This window comes from Hwanghaeella grinnelliae (genome assembly GCF_004005845.1).
Taxonomy (GTDB): domain Bacteria; phylum Pseudomonadota; class Alphaproteobacteria; order UBA8366; family Aestuariispiraceae; genus Hwanghaeella; species Hwanghaeella grinnelliae.
The window spans coordinates 577,943-597,593 of record NZ_SADE01000002.1 but is presented as its reverse complement, the minus strand read 5'-3'; the positions used below and the strand labels follow the sequence as shown (position 1 = coordinate 597,593).

Below are 19,651 nucleotides of genomic sequence, written 5' to 3'. Positions count from 1 at the left end.
CGTCACTTTATGCGGGTTTTAATGAGTACGGCGAAGACCAATTGAGTTGAAACTTTGTTTAAGACTGTTGCACCACTGACCAGTTGCCTACATAAACGCCTTAAAAGGGAAAAAATATTCACGCTGCTTCTTGGGGTCGCATGGCTGAAATCAAGCTCGCAACGGTTTTGTTTGGAGCGACCAGTTTCAATATTGGAAATGTGAGCGATACATATCGCGGACAGGTTCTCCTTGAAGACAGTTCAGTTCGACAAGCGATCATCAAAGATCTTCCCTTGATCGAATTGTGCAATGAGCTGCTTACACATTCACTTGCCAAACTGTTAGGTTTGCCAGTCCCGGACTGCTACCTAGGGCTAGTGCGAGATGGCGCGTTGACAGTTGCAAAAGCGCCAGAACTGCAGGCTGGGGGGCACCTAGTTTTTGTAAGTGTCGATGTGAAAGTCCCGAATGTTACGTTCCAGCTGAAGGAAACAAGCATCGACAGACAAAAGGCTCTTCTCTTGGAAATCTCGAAATGGGTCGGTCTGGGCTGGCTCTATGCGTTCGACTCATGGGTGGCCAATGTGGATAGACATTGTGGTAATCTATTGTTCGCAAATCCTGGCGAGGTTTGGATCATTGATCATGGGTTTAGTTTTACTGGACCACGATGGAAGCCAGGAGATCTCGATCCAGTCCAGACATTTGCGAACCGACTATCTGAATGGATGACACCGATGCTTACATCCGGCGAAAGAGAGACTAGAAGGTCTGAAGCCGCGAGTTTTGAAGCATCGCTCAAAGGATTTAGAGCATCGGGCGCCATGGCAAATAGTCGAGTAGGTGAATTGCTGCCCAAGGATCATCTAGAAGCACTCGAAGCCTTCCTTGAGAAACGAGTGACAAGAATTACTTCTGAGACAAGTAATGCACTTGGTATTCCGGAGTTGGGATGAGCATGCTCCTCAACGAAAGACATTTCCCATCCGTAGAGCATAGTGTCCGAGCGCACTGGGCACCGATTTTATTGCGCCCAATTTCTGGTTCTATAGAACAGCTGGTCGTGGGTGTTGCGACCGCAAATGCTGAAGGCTTTCATGTCGAATTAGCAAACGCGCTGGATAGACTTCAGTGTCTGTATGGACCCGACGCAACTGGTGCGATCAAAGCTGTTGAGCTCGCCGGAGAACACCTGGAGCATGATCTGTCCAAACGGTCTGTCGAGGCGCTTTTCAAACCGGACTCAATAGTCACTGGAGTATTCGTAGGTGAATGCATGGAGGCTGAAGGGCTTAGTCTTGAGTCTCTCGCACAAAGCTGGATGACTGCACTTTCCTCACTCTATGTAGCCCCAGAGGAGCATTACGAACTTGTCGCTCCGATGAGCGTTGCCATTGTTGAAGATGTCGATGGTGGTGGTGAGGGAGACCGCCTCCCATTCATGGTGTGCGACTACATCAAGTCACATCGGGACGGATACGGTGTTTATTTTAGTGCAGACTTGCAGGCAGGTCGCCCCCGACGAGCGAAAGGCAGCAGTAGTAAGGTCATAATTGATTTCGCAGGACCAAAACTTGTTGCGAACTTTGGGACGCTACGGGCCGGGTCACTGACAAGTTCAGTCCATCGCATCAAACGCAGACTATGGGATCTAAAGGTAGACCGTGACAAGGAGCCTAATGTGCATTTCGCAAGAGCCCACGAAATGATGCTTCATCGGCCATCGAAAGATGATCCCCAGGTAACAGAAAGACAGCAGAACAACATTGATGAGGCTTTGGAAGAACTAGAGGCCCAGGCCGATCAAGAAGAGTTGCGGCTGTTGGCGTTTGAAAACGTGCAGGCAATTGGAAAACGAATTCTCGATATAGAAGTTGCGGCGTGACCCATTGCTCGACAACTAAGTAATCTAATACCCTGCCTTCGGATCGAACACGCCGTCGACATCGTCGATCGACCCGCCGTCGTCCAGGTGGCGGATATTGTCGATGATGACTTTGCTGGCGGTCGACAACCGGGTTTCGGCGGCAACATGCGGGGTGACCGAAATCTTCTCATGCGCCCAGAAGGGATGATCCTTCGGCAAGGGTTCGGTCTTGAAGACGTCCAGCGTCGCGGCGCTGATCTGGCCGGCGTCCAACGCGCGGATCAGCGCGTCCTCGTCGATCAGCGTGCCCCGCCCTGCGTTGATGATCGCCGCGCCCTCGGGCAGCATCGCTAGGGTTTCCTCGTTGATGATGTCCGTCGTTTCCGCTGTGTTCGGCAGCAGCAGAACCAAGATCTCGGTGTCCCGCAGGAAGTCTTCCAAGGACTCCATTCCAGCAAAACAGTAAACATCGTCGATGGTCTTCTGCGTCCGCGCCCAGCCGCGCACATTGAATCCCAACGCGGCCAACTGTTCGGCGATTTCACCGCCCAGCACACCGATCCCCATGATGCCGACCTTGCGTTCCTCGATCAGTGGGGGAACCTCCTGCAGCCATTCGGCTTGGCGCTGCAGTGCCTCGAATTTCGGCATCTGCAGGTGATGGCGATAGACATGGCCGGTGACGTAATCCAGCATCCCCTGGCTCAGGCTGTGATCGACCATACGGATCAGCGGCACATTCAGGGGAAGGTCCTCGTCGCGGGTCGCGTGATCGACACCGGCCCAAAGCGAATGCATCGCCTTCAGGTTGGGAAGTTTGGCAAGCTCGCCCGGTTCCGGGAAGCAAACGACCGCATGGGTGATCTCATCCCGGTTGCCGACCTCCGGCCAGGGGCGGATATCCATTTCCGGCGCATGCGCGCGCAGCGCATCCGTCCATTCCTGACAATGCGGCAGCGTATCCAGAACCAGAACGGCCATACTTCCCTCTCCCCAAAAAATAAGCGCGATGATACGTACGATCGGTAAGACGATTACAGGATGAAGCGGCTCAGATCCGTATCCTGGGCCAGTGGGGCCACCTTTTCGTTCACATAGTCGGCCGTGATGTCGATCGTCTCTCCACCCCGGTCCGAGGCCGTGAAGCTGATATCTTCCAGCAGCTTTTCCAGAATTGTGTGAAGCCGCCGCGCCCCGATATTCTCGACCGTCTGGTTGATCTGCGCCGACAGGGCCGCGACCCGGTCGATGGCGTCTTCCGCGAAGTCCAGCGTGACGTCCTCCGTCCCCATCAAGGCGACGTATTGCTTGATCAGGCTGTTTTCCGGTTCGCGCAGGATGCGTCCGAAATCCGCCTCGGTCAGCGGGTTCAGATTAACCCGGATCGGCAACCGGCCTTGCAGTTCAGCCAGCAGGTCCGACGGCTTGGATTGATGGAAAGCGCCGGACGCGATGAACAGCACATGGTCGGTCTTCACCGAACCGTATTTGGTGGCCACCGTCGTTCCCTCGATCAGGGGCAGCAGGTCGCGCTGCACGCCTTCGCGGCTGACATCTCCGCCCTGGCGTTCGGACCGGACGGTGATTTTGTCGATTTCGTCGATGAAGGCGATGCCGCTCTGCTCGACCATGTTGATCGCTTGGCTGGAGATCTTCTCTTCGTCGATCAGCTTGTCCGCTTCTTCCTCCAGCAGGACCTGATAGGATTCCGCAACCTTCATCTTGCGCGGCTTTGTGCGGCCGCCGCCGAAGGCTTTGCCCAGCATGTCGTTCAGGTTGATCATGCCCATCTGCGATCCGGGCATGCCGGGAATATCCATGGTCGGCATGCTGAAACCGGCATTTTCCTGAACGTTGATTTCGACGTCCTTGTCGTCCAACTCGCCCTCACGCAGTTTTTTGCGGAAGCTTTGGCGGGTTGCCTCGGTCGCATTCTCGCCGACCAGCGCGTCCAACACGCGTTCTTCGGCGGAAAGCTCGGCCTTGCCCTGCACTTCCTTGCGCTGGGTTTCGCGGGCCATCTGAATGGCGACTTCGACCAGGTCGCGGATGATCTGTTCCACATCGCGGCCCACATAACCGACTTCAGTGAACTTGGTAGCTTCGACCTTGATGAAGGGCGCGTTGGCCAGCTTGGCCAGGCGGCGGGCGATCTCGGTCTTGCCGCAACCGGTCGGCCCGATCATCAGAATGTTCTTGGGCAGAACCTCCTCGCGCATCATGCCGTCCAGCTGTTGCCGGCGCCACCGATTGCGCAGCGCGATTGCGACCGCGCGCTTGGCGTCGTCCTGGCCGACGATGAAACGGTCCAGTTCGGAAACGATCTCCCGCGGGCTGAAATCGGTCATTCGCCAATACTCTCAATAGTGATGTTTTCGTTGGTATAGATGCAGATATCCCCGGCGATCTTCATCGCGCGGCGGGCAACCGCTTCCGCATCCATATCGTCCCGGTCGATCAGGGCGCGGGCGGCGCTGAGGGCGAAGGCCCCGCCGGATCCGATGCCGATAATACCGTCTTCCGGCTCGATCACATCCCCGGTCCCGGACAGGATCAGGCTCACATCCTTGTCGACAACGGCCATCATCGCTTCCAGCCGGCGCAGGTAGCGGTCCGTCCGCCAATCCTTCGCAAGCTCCACGCAGGCGCGTGTCAATTGCTCAGGATATTGTTCCAACTTGGATTCCAACCGTTCCAGCAGCGTAAACGCGTCCGCCGTCGCGCCGGCGAAGCCGACCAGGATCTTGCCCTCCGACAGGGTGCGGACCTTGCGGGCGTTGGACTTGAAGACCGTGTTGCCCAGGCTGACTTGTCCGTCGCCGGCGACCACGACCCGGTTGCCTTTGCGCACGGACAGAATTGTCGTGCCGTGCAGCTCGGCGCCATTCGTGTGGGGTGCTTTCGTCATGCTGCCCGATATGAGGGGCGGGGCCCGTTCAGTCAATGGCCAGTCAGTCAATGGCCAGTCCACGGCCGGGGAAAAACGGGACCGCCACCGCAACCGGTACCCGAGCGGAACCAAACACCGCAAAGCGAAAAAACAGCACCGGATACGCGCATAGCTTATTGCAACTTCAACCGCAATCGTGGTGACTTGCGACTATCCACGCCATGGACGGTGCTGCTTGGGGGCGGTTTGATCCCGTGGGGTGAATTGGGTGTTTGTAATTTTGCGGTTTGCGTATGGGGGGCGGAATGCGTTCATTGAAGAAAATTGTCGCGTCGATTGTCGTATTGGTCTTTGTGTCGGCCTGCGCCACGCAGACATTGAAGCAAACGGATCACCTGGCCGCGAAACGGCCCAATGCGGGACAGCGCATCGTCGTCCTGGCGCCGGATGTGGTCCTGTCGGAATTCACCGCGGGCGGGTTGATGGTTCCCAACGCTGAATGGACCGAAAAAGCGCAGGGCCTGATCAAGACCGAAATTCAGCGTGTTTTGGCGGACTCGAATGCGAATGTGCTCTATGCGTCCGATTTGAACGAACCCGGCACTGAAAGCGAAACCGAAATTCAACTGGTAAAGCTGCATGAAATCGTCGGCGCCACGATCGCGGGCAGCCAGCTGGCGCCGATCCCCACGAAAAAGGACGTTTTCGATTGGTCCTTGGGCCCTGATTCAGGCGCGCTTCGGGACGAATATGGGGCGGACTACGGCTTGTTCCTTTTTGTGCGGGACAGCTATTCCACGGCGGGACGCGTCGCGTTGAATGTGTTCATGGCGATCCTGGGTGCGCCGATCCAGGGCGGAATCCAGGCTGGCTATGCGTCCCTGGTCGACCTGTCGACCGGTGAAATCGTCTGGTTCAATATGCTGGGCCGTAAGTCCGGCGATTTGCGCGAAGCCGCGCCGGCTGCCGAAACTGTTGATTTGCTGTTGGCCAACTTCCCGACAACGCCCTCGGGCAGCGACGGCTAGGGATATGATCATTCCGGCGAAATCCCGCTTGTGGTCCACCGTCGCGGTTTTTGCCGTCGCGGTCGGGCTTACGGCGTGCCAAACAACGGGCGGCGACGCGTATCGGGCCCCGATCAATGCGGCGAAGACACAGACCGCAGATGACCCGGACAAGGATTCCGGCGCCCCCACAGACGTATCCGGCGATAGTGTGGCCCGTGACGACGGAGATAGCGGCATTACCGGGTCGATCGACGACTACCGGATCGAAGATCTAAGCCCTGGAGAACGTCCTGACATCAGCAGCGACGAGGCCAGCGTTTGGATGATCGCGGACCGCGCCGAGCGGCGGGCGGCGAATGCGGGAAACGCAATCAAGGATCCCGCGTTGAATGCCTATGTCAGCGACATGGTCTGCAAGATCGCAGGTGACTATTGCGACGATATCCGCGTCTATATCGTGCGGGTCCCGGACTTCAACGCGACGATGTCGCCGAACGGTATGATGTCGGTCTATTCGGGCCTGTTGCTAAGAGCGCGGAACGAAGCCCAACTGGCGACGGTTCTGTCGCATGAAATCGGCCATTACCTGCGCCGCCATTCGTATCAGCGCATGAAGGACACGATCGACAAGACCAACGGGCTTGCCTTCTTTCAGGTATTCACAGCGGCTTTGGGTGTGCCTGTTGTCGGCAGTATCGCAACCATTGCCACGGTGGGCAGCCTGGCGTCCTTCGGTCGCGATAGTGAGCGGGAGGCGGACGGCTACGGCGTTCTGTTGATGGCAAGGGCCGGCTTTTCGCCGCATGAAGCCCCAAAGATCTGGGAAAATCTCGACGCTGAACTGGGTGACACGCCGCGGTCGCGATCCTTCTTCTATGCCAGCCATCCGGCAATTTCTGAGCGCCAGACAATGCTGCGCGCCTTGGCGGACGAAGTGCCGATCGCGGGTGGCGGTCCCGGCCGGATCGGGACCGAAGAATATCGCGAAGCGCTGTCGCCGCATTGGGAAAGCCTGCTGGCTGACGAAGTATCTAAACGGGACTACGAAAGAACGGAGCGCCTGTTCGACGCCTTGATCGCCGACGGATTCCGTGCCGGCGCCGTCTATTACCAGAAAGGCGAGATGTACCGGCAACGCGGGGACGAAGGCGACGAAGACCTGGCCTTGGCCGCCTATCACGCCGCGACGCAGTTCATCGACGCGCCGCCTGAAGTGTTCCGTGCGCGCGGGCAGATTTTTCAGCGCAGGGGTCTGAATGTCGAAGCACGCGAGTCCTATGCCGAATATATCCGGCGAAATCCGGAGGCGACGGACCGCAAAATGATTGAGTTCGTAATTGGGGGATTGGGAAGTTGAAGAAACTGGTTCGAATTGCCGCACTGGCCTCGGTTCTGGCGTTGGCCGCCGCCTGTCAGGGTTACACGTTGGTCAAAGGCGGGTCGCCGGTGGAAGTCGGGAACGCGATGAAGGTTTCGCCGGAAAGGTCGTGGAGCAAGCTTACCTCCGGAAAATACGAAATCTGGACCGTCGATGGACCGATCCTGCAACAAATCCTGTTCGCCAGCGGTGTCGAGGACGGCGAGAAACTGTTTCCGACCGATGCTCAGACCCCGAAAACCCTGCCTGAATTCAAAAAAGGCATGACCGAGCTTGAGATCACGGAATTGTACCGCGATACGCTGGTCCAGCTGGGGGGAACGCAATTCGAGATCCAGGAAATCGCGCCGAAAACCATTGCCGGCAAGCAGGGATTCCGGTTTGAGTTCACCTTCGCGACGAAGGAAGGCCTTCAGAAAAACGGCATCGCTGAAGCAGTCCTGGCGGAAGACAAACTCTATTTCGTCGCCTATACCGGGGCAAAGCTCCACTATTATCCGAAGAACCTGCCGGATGCGGAACAGGTCATGGGATCTGTCGAAATTCTTTAGTCGACTAGGATATGCGGGCTGAAACAACGTCCTATCCCCGGAATTCTGGGAGATGGGCGTTGTTGTCGGCCCGTCCGGTTGTTACAAGGCTTCCCGTCTGAGACTTAAATTTGGGACTGATGGGAATGCGCACGGCATCCGTTGAACGGAACACCAAGGAAACCCGCATTGCCGCCACCGTCGATATCGACGGTCGCGGTGTGTATGACGTGTCGACCGGGATCGGCTTCCTCGACCATATGCTGGAGCAGTTGAGCCGGCATAGCTTGATGGACCTGACCGTGAAGGCCGAAGGCGACCTGCATATCGATTTTCATCACACCACCGAGGATTCCGGCTACACGGTCGGCGAAGCCGTCAGCAAGGCGTTGGGTGACCGAAAGGGCATCCAGCGCTACGGCCATGCCTATATCCCGATGGACGAAGCGCTGACCCGGGTTGCGATCGACCTGTCGAACCGCCCCGCGCTGGTTTGGAAGGTGAATTTCACCCGGCCGAAGCTCGGCGATTTCGACACTGAACTGTTCAAGGAATGGTTCGCTGCCTTCGCCCAATCGGCCGGTGCGACGCTGCATGTGGAAAACCTGTATGGTGAGAACAATCACCATATCGCCGAGACTTGCTTCAAAGGCCTGGCCAGGGCCTTGAAGGTGGCGACCGCCGTCGACGAAAGACAGTCTGACGCGGTCCCCTCGACAAAGGGTGTGCTCGGCGGGTCGATGTAAGGACCCGGTTAGGGCGCGATAGGTTTTCCGCCGACCGGTCGGCGACATCTGGAAAAGTTTTCGGTCATGACAACAGTAGCGATCATCGACTACGGATCCGGCAATCTGCGATCCGCCGCCAAGGCGTTCGAACATGAAGGCGCGGACAGGGTCTTCGTAACGGACGATCCCAAAGTGGTTCTGGACGCCGACCGCATCGTCCTGCCCGGCGTCGGTGCTTTCGGCGATTGCCGCCGTGGCCTTTATGCGGTGGACGGCATGGTGGATGCCCTGGAACAGGCGGTCCACAAACAAGGCAAACCCTTCTTCGGCATCTGTGTCGGCATGCAGCTGATGGCCAGCCACGGGTTGGAATACGGCACCCATGAAGGGCTCGGCTGGGTCGACGGCACGGTGAAGGCGATCGAGCCCTCGGACCCGGCGCTGAAAATTCCGCATATGGGTTGGAATCAGCTGACCATGAAACACGATCACCCCTGTCTGAGCGGTATTCCGACCGGGGCCTATGCGTATTTCGTGCATAGCTATCACTTCACCTGCGACGATCCCGGCGACGTGCTGGCGACGGTGGAGTACGGCGCGACGCTGACGGCGATGCTGGCGCGCGACAATATGATCGCAACCCAGTTCCACCCGGAAAAGAGCCAGGCGACAGGGCTGCGCCTGATTTCAAACTTCCTGAAGTGGAAGGTGTGACATGGCTGTTATGGACCTCTACCCCGCAATCGACCTGAAACAGGGTCAATGTGTTCGCCTGTTCAAGGGCGACATGGACCAGGCGACGGTCTTCAACGACAGCCCCGGCGATCAGGCAGGCGGCTTTGTCGCGGCCGGCGCGCAATGGCTGCATGTGGTCGACTTGGATGGCGCCTTTGCTGGTGAATCCGTGAACGGCGCGGCGGTGGACGCGATTGTCGCGGCCGCCGGCACGGTCCCGGTGCAGCTGGGCGGGGGCATTCGTTCCGTGGACGCCGCCGGTGCGTGGTTGGAACGCGGCGTCAGCCGGGTCATCCTGGGAACCGTCGCGGTGCGCGAACCCGCGGTCGTGCTGGATGCCTGCAAGGCTTTCCCCGGAAAGGTCGCCGTGGGCATCGACGCGCGCGACGGTTTCGTCGCTGTGGAAGGCTGGGCCGATGTCTCGACCCTCCAAGTCGTCGACCTCGCGAAACGGTTCGAGGATGCCGGCGTCGCCGCCGTGATCTACACCGATATCAACCGGGATGGCGCCATGACCGGCGTGAATGTCGACAGCACCGCGGAACTTGCGCGCGCGGTTTCCATGCCGGTGATCGCCAGCGGCGGGGTCGCCTCCCTGGACGACATCAAGGCCCTGCGCGAAACGGGCGTCGTCAGCGGCGTGATCAGCGGACGGGCGCTTTATGAAGGCGCGATCGATCTGGCGGCGGCGCTCAAGGTTTGCGCGGGAGAAAGCTGATGCTGGGTGTACGGGTTATCCCCTGTCTCGACGTCAAGGACGGCCGTGTCGTAAAGGGCGTCAACTTCGTTGGGCTGCGCGATGCCGGGGACCCGGTGGAACAGGCGCGGATCTACGACAAGGCGGGCGCGGACGAGCTGACCTTCCTGGACATCACCGCCAGCCATGAAAACCGCGACACGATCTATGAGGTCGTGCGCCACACGGCGGAAGAGGTGTTCATGCCGCTGACCGTCGGCGGCGGGGTCCGCACGGTGGAGGACATCCGCAAGCTGCTGTTGGCCGGCGCCGACAAGGTTTCGATCAATACCGCGGCGGTGAACAATCCCGATTTCGTGCGCGAAGCAGCCGAGCGTTTCGGCAATCAATGCATTGTCGTCGCGGTCGACGCCAAGGCGACCGGACCGGGCAAATGGGAAGTCTTCACCCATGGCGGCCGTAACCCGACGGGTCTCGACGCCATCGAATGGGCAAAGAAGATGGAGGAATACGGCGCCGGCGAAATCCTGCTGACCTCCATGGACCGGGATGGCACCAAGGTCGGTTTCGATCTGGGACTGACCCGCGCGGTGTCGGATGCTCTCCGCATTCCGGTGATCGCCAGCGGCGGCGTCGGCAACCTGGACCACCTGGTCGACGGCGTCACCGAAGGCCATGCATCGGCCGTGTTGGCGGCCTCCATTTTCCATTTCGGGGAATATTCCATCGCGGAAGCGAAACAGAAGATGGCCGAAGCGGGCATTCCAATCCGCCCGCCCGAGGCATCGACCGAGATTGTGAGCTGATCCCATGGCGACTGACCAACACACATTGGCGCGTCTGTTCGCGACCATCGAAGCCCGGAAGGGTGCCGATCCGACCTCGTCCTACACCGCCAAACTCTTCGGCAAGGGCAAGGCAAAGATCGCCCAGAAACTGGGTGAGGAAGCGACCGAAACCGTGATCGCGGCGATGCAGGGCGACACGGCGGAAATCGCGGCGGAATCGGCGGACCTGCTCTATCACCTGCTCGTGCTCTGGGCTGAAACGGGCGTTGCGCCGGATGACGTATGGGCCATACTTGACCAACGCGAAGGCACATCCGGCATCGCGGAAAAAGCCAGCCGTAAGGAATAGGGGGACCAAGCCGTGGCCTATGACGATCAAAACATTTTCGCCAAAATTCTGCGCGGCGAAATTCCCTGCGACAAGGTGCTGGAAACCGACCACAGCCTGGCGTTCAACGACATCGCCCCGGCGCGGCCGGTCCATGTTCTGGTGATCCCGAAGGGGGCGTACGTCTCCTCCGACGATTTCACGGCCACGGCCAGCGATGCGGAAATCATCGATTTCTGGCGCGCGGTCGGCGAAGTGGCGCGAATGAAAGGCGTCGAAAAATCCGGCTATCGGCTGATCGCCAATGCAGGCGAAGACGGGCACCAGGAAGTCCCGCATTTCCACATGCATGTCCTGGGCGGCGCCTCAGCCGGGCCGATGATGAAACGGCAGGGCTGATTTCCGGGGCGGAATCAATCACCCAGAATCCATCACGCCGGGCCCGACGGATTACTCCGCCGGTTGCGCCGCCGATGTACCGCTGCCGGATTTGTCAGCCATGATCGTTTCGCGCCCTTGGGTGGGATCGCGCGGCACCAACAGCGCCAAGGCCAGCGAGATGACTGCCATTCCAGCGCCCAGCTGGAAGACCAATCCATCATCCTGCAGATAAAGAAAGCCGAAGACTGCCGGGATTCCGACGGCGGCGATATGGTTGATGGTGAAGCTGACGCCCGCGGTCGAGGCGATATCCCGCGGATCGGCGATCTTCTGGAAATAGGTTTTGATGGCGATCGCGAAAGCGAAGAACAGGTGGTCCAGGATATACAACGCCGCCGCGAAGGTGTGGTCCTCGACGAAGGCATAGCCGGTGAAGACCGCGATCAACCCGCAGTATTCCAGGATCAGCGCGCGCCGTTCGCCCAATTGAACGATCAGACGGCCGACCTTGGGCGCGATGAAGATATTGGCGATCAGGTTCACCATATAAAGCAGTGAAATCGTTGTCGCGTCGTAGCCGAACTTCTCAACCATCAGCCATCCGGCGAAGACCATGAAGATCTGCCGGCGCGCACCGCCCATGAAGGTCAGCGCGTAGTACAGCCAATAGCGCCGCCGCAGGAACAGGGTCTTGGTCTGGGCGTGCGGTACCTCGAACATCGGGTAGTGAAGTTTGCAGAAGATGGCGATCGCGACCGTCACCACGCCCGCCGCCACATAGATCGGCACATAGCCCACATTGAACCCGCTGAACGGTTCGGCCACGCCCAGGCGCGTCTGCATTTCGATGAACTGTTTGTCGTCGAAGAAAACCAGGATAACCAGCAGGATAACGAAGGTTCCCAGCGATGCGGCGCGAAGCTGCGTCGCCAAATGGCTTGCCGCATGGGTTTTCCGGACCGTCTGCAGCGTCAGCGATTGGTTCATCGTTTCGTAGTAGTGAAAGCCGAGCGACATCAGGAACGTCGTCCCGTACAACGCATACTCGCTTGGGAAAAAGCCCGTTAGCGCGGTGCCGAGACCCAGGAACAGAAGTGACAGCAAGGCGAGGTTCTGCTCGCGGATGAAGGGAAGCAGTAGGACGGCGGCGAAGGACATGAAGCCCGGAATTTCGCGGATCGACTGCAGAAACCCGACTTCCTTGCCGGTGAACTGCGCCTCTTCATTCATGAAGTTGTTCAGCAGCCCAAACCAGCCATGCATGCTCACCGCCATGGCGAAGGCCATGAAAATCAGCATCCCTTGCGGCCCTCTCAGGAAGGTCGGCAGGAAAGTACTCGTATGCTGAGTATTTTCTGGAAAGGAATCAGGTTGAACAGGGGTCAGCATGGGTGTTTCGCTCCGGCGATTTGGCTCGCTCTGGGTTTATTTGATTAACGATGTATTGCCCGCAATCTAAGCCTCGCCGTCCCGGCTGTCTTGCGATAGATTGACATTCGATGTCTAGAAACAGCCAGACCCGCTCCCGTCCCCCCATGCCCTCGGTCATGCCGCGGCCTGTCATGGTGCGTGCCTTCGACCTGTTGCCGGGTATGGAGGTCGGCGCCCACAGCCATGCCTGGGGGCAACTCGCCTATGCGTCGGACGGAATCATGATTGTTTCCACCCCGGAAGGATCCTGGACCGTACCCCCGGCCCGCGCGGTCTGGGTGCCGCCCGGCGTCGACCACGCTATTTCCATCCCGGGGGCCGGCGCGTTCTTCCGCAGCGTCTATACCAGGGCCGACCATTCCCATGACCTGGGGCCCAATTGCCGGGTCCTGCGCGTCACGTCCCTTTTACGGGAATTGATCATTCGCGCCTCCGAAATGCCGTTAGAATACGATGAAGCCGGTCCGGAGGGCCGGTTGATGGCGGTGATCATCGACCAAATTCGGGAAATGCGGGAAGAGGAACCCCTTTACCTGCCGATGCCGAGCGACAGGCGGTTGCTGCGCCTGGCGCAGCAGATGGTAGGCGACCCTGGCTTGCGGTTGACGCTGGAGGAAGCAGCTTCCCAGGCAGGCGCCAGCGCCCGGACGCTCGCCCGCCGCTTCAATGCGGAAACCGGCCTGACCTTCGGCGAATGGCAGAGACGGTTGAGCCTTGTGACCGCGGTTGAAAAGCTGGCCGACGGGCAACCGGTAACGGCGGTGGCGCTGGACCTCGGCTATGAAAGCCCGTCGGCCTTCATCGCCATGTTCCGGCGAACGCTGGGCGCCAGCCCGACCGCTTTCCTGGCCCGATCGTAAAAGTATTTCCGAAAACCCTGTTGGGGACACGATAGTCGGGCGCGGATTGCCCTTTCCTGCGAACAGAAAGAAATTGCCGACATGCGGATGCGGGTAACCTCAATTCTTGTCTTGGTTTTCGGCGGCTTGGTCCTTCTATCGGCCGGCGGCATGTTCCTGATCGCCTTGGCCAGCGCGTTCGACAATACGCGCAATTCCCTGACCGCGATCCTCAGAGAACAAATCAACGAAGCATCGGTCGCCTCCACGGCCTTCTTTATTCCGCTCGAAGACCTCGGGAAGTGGATGGCCGATGAGATCAGCCAAGACCGGATGGGTGTCTCCGAACCGGAAAGCCTGAAATACATCCTGGCCGGCGCACTTTCTTCTCTGCCCCAGGGTGAAGCGGTTACCGTCCAGTTTCCCGACGGGACGGGATATTATTTCGACCGCGCAACGGAAACCATCCAGGAAGTCAATTGGCCGCCGGAATGGCGGGTCAGCGAGCGTGGCATTGGGCCGGACGGCGAATGGGTGCTGCGCCCTTCTCCGCTGGACGGCAGCCATCGCGGGGCCTTCATTACCTCGGCGCGGAACAAGGAAGGCCAGCAGATCGCCGCCATCGGAATTCGGGCCGATCTGGAACCCTTGTCGCGGCGGCTTTCCAACAATGCGGCCTTCCGGGGGAAGGAATTGACGCGGTTCATGTTGTTCAACGACCGCATCGTCGTCGCCCACCCGCTTTTGGTCATGTCGGAAGCCGGGACCCGGCCAACCATCGACACGCTGGGCGATCCCTACCTGGCCCAGCTGTTCACCGCGCCGCGGGAAGAAATGAATTTGGTCAAGGACATACCCGGCGCGGAATTCTTTTTCCTAGAGACCGATAGGCGGGAACGCCACGGTTTCGTGCTGAAAGAGGACAAGACCCGCAAGACCGGCGGTACGGTAACGATCGGCATCCACTTCGATCAATCTTCCGGAGCGCCGGAAATTGAACGGCTTCTCGGGACAATGGCGGTGGGGCTGGCGGTCGTCATTGTTTCGGTGATCGTCGCGATCCTGGTCGGCCGCCGGGCGGCCCGGCCAATTGAAAGACTGGCCGCTGCCGCGCATGGGGTTCAAAGCCAGAATTTTGACGATGTGCCACGCCTGCCGCCCAGCCATGCGATTGAGCTGGACGAGGCGGCAAGCGCCTTCAACGCCATGGTCGATGGGCTGAAGGAGCGCGAGCGGATCCGCAACCTGTTCGGCAAATACGTGCCGGAAAGCGTCGCCCAGCTGTTGTTGCTGGATGAAGGCGCCGGTCAACCGCAAACGGCCAATGCCACGGTCTTCTTCCTGGATTTGGCCGGGTTCTCGACCATGTCGGAAAAGTTGGACCCGGCTGGAATCATTGCGACGATGAACGCCTTCTTCTCCGACGCGGTGGATGTGATCGAGGAAGAACAGGGCGTTGTGACCCAGTTTCAGGGCGATGCGATCCTGGCTGTCTTCAATACCCCGGTGGAAGATCCGAACCACGCGGAACACGCGGTCCGTGCCGCCATCCGCATCTTGAAACTGATCAAAACCAAGGCCTTCGGCGGGCAGCAACTTGCCTGCCGGATCGGGTTGAACACCGGCTCGCTGGTTGCGGGCGCGGTCGGGGCCGCACAGCGCTTGAGCTATACGGTGCACGGGGATTCGGTGAATCTGGCCGCCCGGCTGGAAGCGATGAACAAGGAGACGGAGACCGAATTGCTGGTTGCCGACTCCACACGGATTTTGGCGCCCGATTTCCCCTATGAGCATGTCGGCACCTTCGCGGTCCGTGGCCGAGCGGAAATGGTGGCAGCTTATACCATCCGCGATCTTCCGGATGTTGGGCCGGCTGTTGCGCCGGGTGTCGGGTCGGATGTCGGGCCGGATAAGACCGCGAAGGCGTAACCCTATGCACTGTGCCCGCCAAACCCTGCACCTAATCCTGGGCCAAAACCTGGGCCAAATCCGGGGCCAAGCCTTGAGGCATCGACGCATCGTCGCTACATACCGCTGACACAAAAATAGAGAAGCTTCCGCATGACCTCCGTTATCAGAGCCATATCGCTAGCCCTGGGCCAGATCGGCGAACCCGCCTTTAGAAAAGTAATGGCCGTCGGCGTTCTTGGCGCCCTCGTCGTCTTCATCGCCTTATGGTTTTTGGCATCCTGGGGTGTCGGAATGGTGCCCTGGGCGGACCTGCCGTTGATCGGCTGGATGTTCGATTGGATGGGGTCGGTCCTGGAATGGATGGGCGAGTGGTTCACCTTCCTCGGCGACGTCGCCTTCGGTGCGGTGATGCTGACGGTTATCTTCCTGCTGTTCCCGGCGGTGACCACCACGATCGTCAGCCTGTTCCTGGATGAGATCATCGGAGCGGTTGAAGACAAGCACTATCCCGGACTGGGAGAGCCGCGCTCTCAACCCCTGCCGGAATTGCTCGGCCAATCGTTGAAATTTCTCGCCATCGTGGTCGGGGTGAACATTTTGGCCCTGCCGATCTATGCCATCCTGCTGTTCCTGCCGCCGTTGAACCTGGTATTCTATTATGTGCTGAACGGCTATCTCGTGGGCCGGGAATTCTATGAAATGGTTGCCGTCCGCCGGATGACGCCGGAACAAGCCATCGTGCTGCGCAAACGCTTCGGGGGGCGTGTCGTTTTGGCGGGCGCGATTATCGTCTTCTGCATGACCGTGCCGCTTTTGAACCTTTTGGTCCCGGTGCTCGCCGCAGCTTCCATGGTCCATATCTTCGAAAGCATGCGCCAAAAGGCTGCTGCCGTTCCCGCAAATCGCTAGTTTTCCAAACGCCAGGTTTCACCAAATGAAGCGTCTTGCCGTCTGTTTCCTGCTGCTGGCCATGGCCGCCTGCGGTGGGCCGGCGCAAAAGCCGGCCACGGGCACCACACCGCCCACCAAGCCCAGCGCTAAGGCGTCGCAACCGGCAAAGGCGGACCCGACACCAACGGCGGCGCAGCCGACACAATCAGCCGCCGTGGCCCCGAAACCCGAAAAGCCCGAACAGGAAGAACCGCAGCAGCCCGAAATTCCGGTCGATGACGACCCGGCGCAATTCATGGCGGCGGATATCGGCGCCCTTAGGGAGGCATTGGGCGATCCGGTGCTGATCCGGCGCGACGGAACGGCACAGGTTTGGCAGTTCCGCGGGGATGCCTGCACGCTGGACCTGTTCCTCTATCCCGGCGACAGCGGGGACTTGACCGTGAAACATGTGGAACTGCGCGGCGAGGCAGAGGACGAGCGCCGGGCCTGTCTGGAACGGATGCTCCGCGCCCACATTATTGCGGCGGAGGGGTAACCTGACCTTCTACGGCGATAGCCCTGCCCGGGCTTCCAGAACGCCGGTTTCGATCGTCCTGATTTTGTCGTCCATCCAAGCGGCTTCGGCCAGGGTCGTCTCGTCCAGCATGCGTTCGGATTCGGACATTTTCCGCCAATCGTCCCAGGGCGAGACCTCATGCTTGCACAACGCCATCAGGTCACGCGCCAGATTGACCCGGATGAACCACAAACCCCGGTCTTGCCCATGGCCGAACCAGTCCGGGTTCATGGCATCCGTACGGGCCAGTTCCCACGCGCGCCGGCCGACGATGAAGCGATATTCCGGGACGTCCGCGATATCGAAATCCACGTTCAGATGGGCGCGATGGACATTGTCCAATTGCGCATCCGCTTTGGCCCAACGGCCTTCGCTTTCCATCCAATATTCGACCAGCCAGTGATCCTCGTACTGGTCTCCGCCCAGGTAATTCGCGAACCCGCATCGCAGCCGCGCGGGCACACCGTTTTCCCGGAAAAAAGCGCAGAGCATCAAGGCGAAATCGCGACAGGTCCCAACGAGGCGCTTGTCGGTCGGCAGCGCGGGAAGACCCGCACCGTCGTTCCGGGCCACCAACTGCGCCAATCGGTCGGATACCGGCAAGGTGTCGCGCGACGCGGTGGCGATGTTCTTCGGCGGGGCTTCGTAAATTTCCGCGCCGAAATGATCGTGGATCAACAGGCCCTGTACCAGACTGCAAAGCTGCGCCGGGTCCTGGCCCAACCCGGAAATCAGGCCACGCCGCCCGTGCGGGTCGGTGTAAAGGCCGTGCTGGCGAAAGAAAGGAAGGTTTTCCGGCTGAGTCACTGCCCTTTTGCCCCCCCTTTTGGCCACAGAACCATCTGCGTGCAGCGGAAGACGGCGATGGTTCGATCTTTCGCGGGGTCGAAGACCCGGGCGTCCCAAACCTGCGTCGACCGGCCTATATGAACGGCGGTCGTCGTGCAGCGCAGCTCGCCTTCCAGCAAGGTGCCCATATGATTGCTCTTCAACTCGACCGTGGTGAAACCGCTCGACCCTTCGGGCAACCGCGTCCGCGCGGCGAACCCGCAGGTGGTATCGGCTAGGGCGACAATGCTGGCGGCGTGCAGGAAGCCGTTCGGCGCGTGATGATGCGGTTTGATCATCATGCGGCTTTCATACCGGCCTTCCGTGAATTCGATCATCTCGATGCCCAGAAGGCCCGGCAGGCTGCCCTGCGCACGGGTGTTGAACTCCGCGACTGGGTCATCGGACTCATACTGCATTCGAAACGCTCCCCCCACTCAACAAATTCAAGCCCCGACTAAAACAAGGTGCGGGGCTAGGCCGGTATCGTCTTGGCCTTGAACGTACATAAATCGGACACGATGCAAGCCGGGCAATCCGGTTTCCGCGCCTTGCAGATGTAGCGGCCGTGCAGAATAAGCCAATGATGGGCATGCAGCCGATATTTCGGCGGCACCCGCTTCTCCAGCTTCTTCTCCACCTCCAACGGCGTCTTGCCGGGCGCCAGACCGGTCCGGTTTCCCATTCGGAAGATATGCGTGTCCACGGCCATGGTCGGTTGGCCGAAAGCCATGTTCAACACCACATTCGCTGTCTTGCGACCAACACCGGGCAGTTTTTCCAATTCCTCGCGAACCTGCGGGACCACGCCGCCATAGTCGTCGATCAGGATCTTCGCCGCGGCCATGACGTTCTTGGCCTTGGAATTGAACAGCCCGATCGTCTTGATCGCGTCTTTCAACCGGCCCTCGCCGAAGTCCAGCATCTGCTGCGGCGTTGTGACCTTCTTGAACAGTGGCTCCGTGGCCTTATTTACCGAGATGTCCGTTGCCTGCGCCGACAGGGCCACGGCCACGAGCAGGGTGTAGGGATTGACGTAGTTCAACTCCCCCTTCGGCTCGGGCATGGCATTTTCGAGGCGTGCGAAAAACTCCTCGATATCGGCTTTTTTCATCAACGGCATGTGAGACCCTAAAACCTGAAATGCGGGAAACCTGAGATGCGGGAAACCTAAATGCGGCACGGCGGAACGGTGTGTTTGTGTTTTCGCCCCTGGGTGTTCTCGTATAGCATGGAAGCGCTGTTAAAAAAGACCCTCTACGTATGACTATACCGCCAAATAAATCACCAATCGATGGGGCCCCCGGGACTGTTGACGGTGTTATGCCCGTTTCCGATGACGAGGCGCGCATCTATCTGGACGCCTCGCTCCATCCGCACCGGTCCTTGAGTCCCAAGGGTTTCGCCCTGGTGATGGCGGCGGTCGCGCTCTGCGGCTCGGCGGTGGGTATCTCGTTCTTCCTGGCGGGTGCCTGGCCGGTCGCGGGTTTCGCGGGCCTGGAAATTCTGCTGCTTTATTTTGCTTTCAAAATGAATTTCCGCGACGCGCGGCGAATGGAACATATCCGGCTGACCAATGAAGGTTTGGAAATCACCCGCGTGAAGCCGAACGGCAAAAGCTCACGGGTCCTGCTGGAGCCGACCTGGCTGCAGGTCTTGATGGACGACCCACCGGAACATCACAGCCAATTGGTGATCGCGTCGCGGGGCAAAGGGTTGGTCCTGGGATCATTCCTGACGCCGGGCGAACGGTTGGAAGTCGCCAAGGCCTTGCAGGACGCCCTGGACCGTTATCGCGCGCCGGAACACTTGAAGGTGTGAACCGGGCCAACACAGGCCCCACTGGCGCCGGGCTTTAGACGGTTTTGCCGGTCCGTC

General features: G+C 59.5%; 23 protein-coding genes. 16 read left to right on the top strand and 7 right to left on the bottom strand.

All coding sequences use genetic code 11. The features are described 5' to 3' along the window. Positions 1–140: 140 nt before the first annotated feature. Together EOI86_RS13445 and EOI86_RS13440 are read left to right on the top strand one after the other, a co-directional pair. Complete coding sequence (locus tag EOI86_RS13445) at positions 141–938, top strand: HipA family kinase (RefSeq protein ID WP_127765698.1); 798 nt, start codon at positions 141–143, stop codon at positions 936–938. Beyond that, a complete protein-coding gene (locus EOI86_RS13440; RefSeq protein ID WP_127765697.1) occupies positions 935–1,867 on the top strand; it encodes a hypothetical protein in 933 nt (310 codons plus the stop codon). Before EOI86_RS13445 ends, EOI86_RS13440 begins: the two co-directional genes overlap by 4 nt. A gap of 24 nt (positions 1,868–1,891) precedes the next feature. Here EOI86_RS13440 and EOI86_RS13435 read toward each other — a convergent pair whose 3' ends face one another. The 3 genes from EOI86_RS13435 to hslV are packed head-to-tail and all read right to left on the bottom strand — an operon-like array spanning position 1,892 to position 4,757. After that, entirely contained in the window at positions 1,892–2,830 is a 939-nt protein-coding gene (locus tag EOI86_RS13435) for a 2-hydroxyacid dehydrogenase (RefSeq protein ID WP_127765696.1), read from the bottom strand. 53 nt (positions 2,831–2,883) lie between these two features. After that, entirely contained in the window at positions 2,884–4,197 is a 1,314-nt protein-coding gene (gene hslU / locus EOI86_RS13430) for an ATP-dependent protease ATPase subunit HslU (RefSeq protein WP_127765695.1), read from the bottom strand. Then, positions 4,194–4,757: an ATP-dependent protease subunit HslV gene (gene hslV / locus EOI86_RS13425; protein WP_127765694.1), complete on the bottom strand. Its 564-nt coding sequence runs from the start codon at positions 4,755–4,757 to the stop codon at positions 4,194–4,196. Before hslV ends, hslU begins: the two co-directional genes overlap by 4 nt. Positions 4,758–5,044: 287 nt before the next feature. On the opposite strand from hslV, the gene EOI86_RS24565 reads away from it, so the two are divergent. The 9 genes from EOI86_RS24565 to EOI86_RS13385 all read left to right on the top strand — a co-directional run bounded on the left by EOI86_RS24565 (position 5,045) and on the right by EOI86_RS13385 (position 11,332). Next, a complete protein-coding gene (locus tag EOI86_RS24565; protein WP_161973827.1) occupies positions 5,045–5,767 on the top strand; it encodes a hypothetical protein in 723 nt (240 codons plus the stop codon). Between the two features lie 4 nt (positions 5,768–5,771). Beyond that, positions 5,772–7,106 carry a M48 family metallopeptidase gene (locus EOI86_RS13420; protein ID WP_161973826.1) on the top strand — a complete coding sequence of 445 codons (1,335 nt, stop codon included), beginning with the start codon at positions 5,772–5,774 and terminating at the stop codon, positions 7,104–7,106. Next, positions 7,103–7,678, top strand: a complete 576-nt coding sequence (locus EOI86_RS13415; protein ID WP_127765692.1) for a hypothetical protein — start codon at positions 7,103–7,105, stop codon at positions 7,676–7,678. Before EOI86_RS13420 ends, EOI86_RS13415 begins: the two co-directional genes overlap by 4 nt. Positions 7,679–7,803: 125 nt before the next feature. After that, on the top strand, positions 7,804–8,403 hold the full coding sequence (gene hisB, locus EOI86_RS13410; protein WP_127765691.1) for an imidazoleglycerol-phosphate dehydratase HisB: 600 nt from the start codon (positions 7,804–7,806) through the stop codon (positions 8,401–8,403). Between the two features lie 66 nt (positions 8,404–8,469). Next, positions 8,470–9,099 carry an imidazole glycerol phosphate synthase subunit HisH gene (gene hisH, locus EOI86_RS13405; protein ID WP_127765690.1) on the top strand — a complete coding sequence of 210 codons (630 nt, stop codon included), beginning with the start codon at positions 8,470–8,472 and terminating at the stop codon, positions 9,097–9,099. A 10-nt stretch (positions 9,100–9,109) separates the two neighbouring features. Beyond that, on the top strand, positions 9,110–9,838 hold the full coding sequence (gene hisA, locus EOI86_RS13400; RefSeq protein ID WP_127766402.1) for a 1-(5-phosphoribosyl)-5-[(5-phosphoribosylamino)methylideneamino]imidazole-4-carboxamide isomerase: 729 nt from the start codon (positions 9,110–9,112) through the stop codon (positions 9,836–9,838). Continuing rightward, a complete protein-coding gene (gene hisF, locus EOI86_RS13395; protein ID WP_127765689.1) occupies positions 9,838–10,623 on the top strand; it encodes an imidazole glycerol phosphate synthase subunit HisF in 786 nt (261 codons plus the stop codon). Before hisA ends, hisF begins: the two co-directional genes overlap by 1 nt. Positions 10,624–10,627: 4 nt before the next feature. Further along, the gene (locus EOI86_RS13390) at positions 10,628–10,954 is read left to right on the top strand and encodes a phosphoribosyl-ATP diphosphatase (protein WP_127765688.1); all 327 of its coding nucleotides are present in this window, start codon (positions 10,628–10,630) and stop codon (positions 10,952–10,954) included. Between the two features lie 12 nt (positions 10,955–10,966). Then, a complete protein-coding gene (locus tag EOI86_RS13385; RefSeq protein WP_127765687.1) occupies positions 10,967–11,332 on the top strand; it encodes a histidine triad nucleotide-binding protein in 366 nt (121 codons plus the stop codon). A gap of 51 nt (positions 11,333–11,383) precedes the next feature. On the opposite strand, the gene EOI86_RS13380 is transcribed toward EOI86_RS13385, so the two are convergent. After that, entirely contained in the window at positions 11,384–12,613 is a 1,230-nt protein-coding gene (locus EOI86_RS13380) for an MFS transporter (RefSeq protein ID WP_127765686.1), read from the bottom strand. Between the two features lie 200 nt (positions 12,614–12,813). Between EOI86_RS13380 and EOI86_RS13375 the strand changes: the two genes are divergently transcribed. From EOI86_RS13375 to EOI86_RS13360, 4 genes are all read left to right on the top strand, one after another. Next, positions 12,814–13,605, top strand: a complete 792-nt coding sequence (locus EOI86_RS13375) for an AraC family transcriptional regulator (RefSeq protein ID WP_127765685.1) — start codon at positions 12,814–12,816, stop codon at positions 13,603–13,605. A gap of 81 nt (positions 13,606–13,686) precedes the next feature. Continuing rightward, a complete protein-coding gene (locus tag EOI86_RS13370) occupies positions 13,687–15,513 on the top strand; it encodes an adenylate/guanylate cyclase domain-containing protein (RefSeq protein ID WP_127765684.1) in 1,827 nt (608 codons plus the stop codon). 132 nt (positions 15,514–15,645) lie between these two features. After that, entirely contained in the window at positions 15,646–16,404 is a 759-nt protein-coding gene (locus EOI86_RS13365; protein WP_127765683.1) for an EI24 domain-containing protein, read from the top strand. 25 nt (positions 16,405–16,429) lie between these two features. Further along, positions 16,430–16,924 (top strand): hypothetical protein, encoded by a 495-nt coding sequence (locus tag EOI86_RS13360; RefSeq protein WP_127765682.1) that lies wholly within the window; start codon positions 16,430–16,432, stop codon positions 16,922–16,924. A gap of 9 nt (positions 16,925–16,933) precedes the next feature. On the opposite strand, the gene EOI86_RS13355 is transcribed toward EOI86_RS13360, so the two are convergent. From EOI86_RS13355 to nth, 3 genes are read right to left on the bottom strand one after another with little or no spacing between them, the layout of a single operon-like run. Beyond that, positions 16,934–17,752, bottom strand: a complete 819-nt coding sequence (locus EOI86_RS13355; RefSeq protein WP_161973825.1) for a transglutaminase-like domain-containing protein — start codon at positions 17,750–17,752, stop codon at positions 16,934–16,936. Then, a complete protein-coding gene (locus EOI86_RS13350; protein WP_127765680.1) occupies positions 17,749–18,192 on the bottom strand; it encodes a PaaI family thioesterase in 444 nt (147 codons plus the stop codon). Before EOI86_RS13350 ends, EOI86_RS13355 begins: the two co-directional genes overlap by 4 nt. 56 nt (positions 18,193–18,248) lie before the next feature. Further along, positions 18,249–18,887, bottom strand: a complete 639-nt coding sequence (gene nth, locus EOI86_RS13345) for an endonuclease III (RefSeq protein ID WP_127766400.1) — start codon at positions 18,885–18,887, stop codon at positions 18,249–18,251. A 209-nt stretch (positions 18,888–19,096) separates the two neighbouring features. On the opposite strand from nth, the gene EOI86_RS13340 reads away from it, so the two are divergent. Next, on the top strand, positions 19,097–19,594 hold the full coding sequence (locus EOI86_RS13340) for a DUF2244 domain-containing protein (RefSeq protein WP_161973824.1): 498 nt from the start codon (positions 19,097–19,099) through the stop codon (positions 19,592–19,594). The last annotated feature ends 57 nt before the right edge of the window (positions 19,595–19,651 follow it).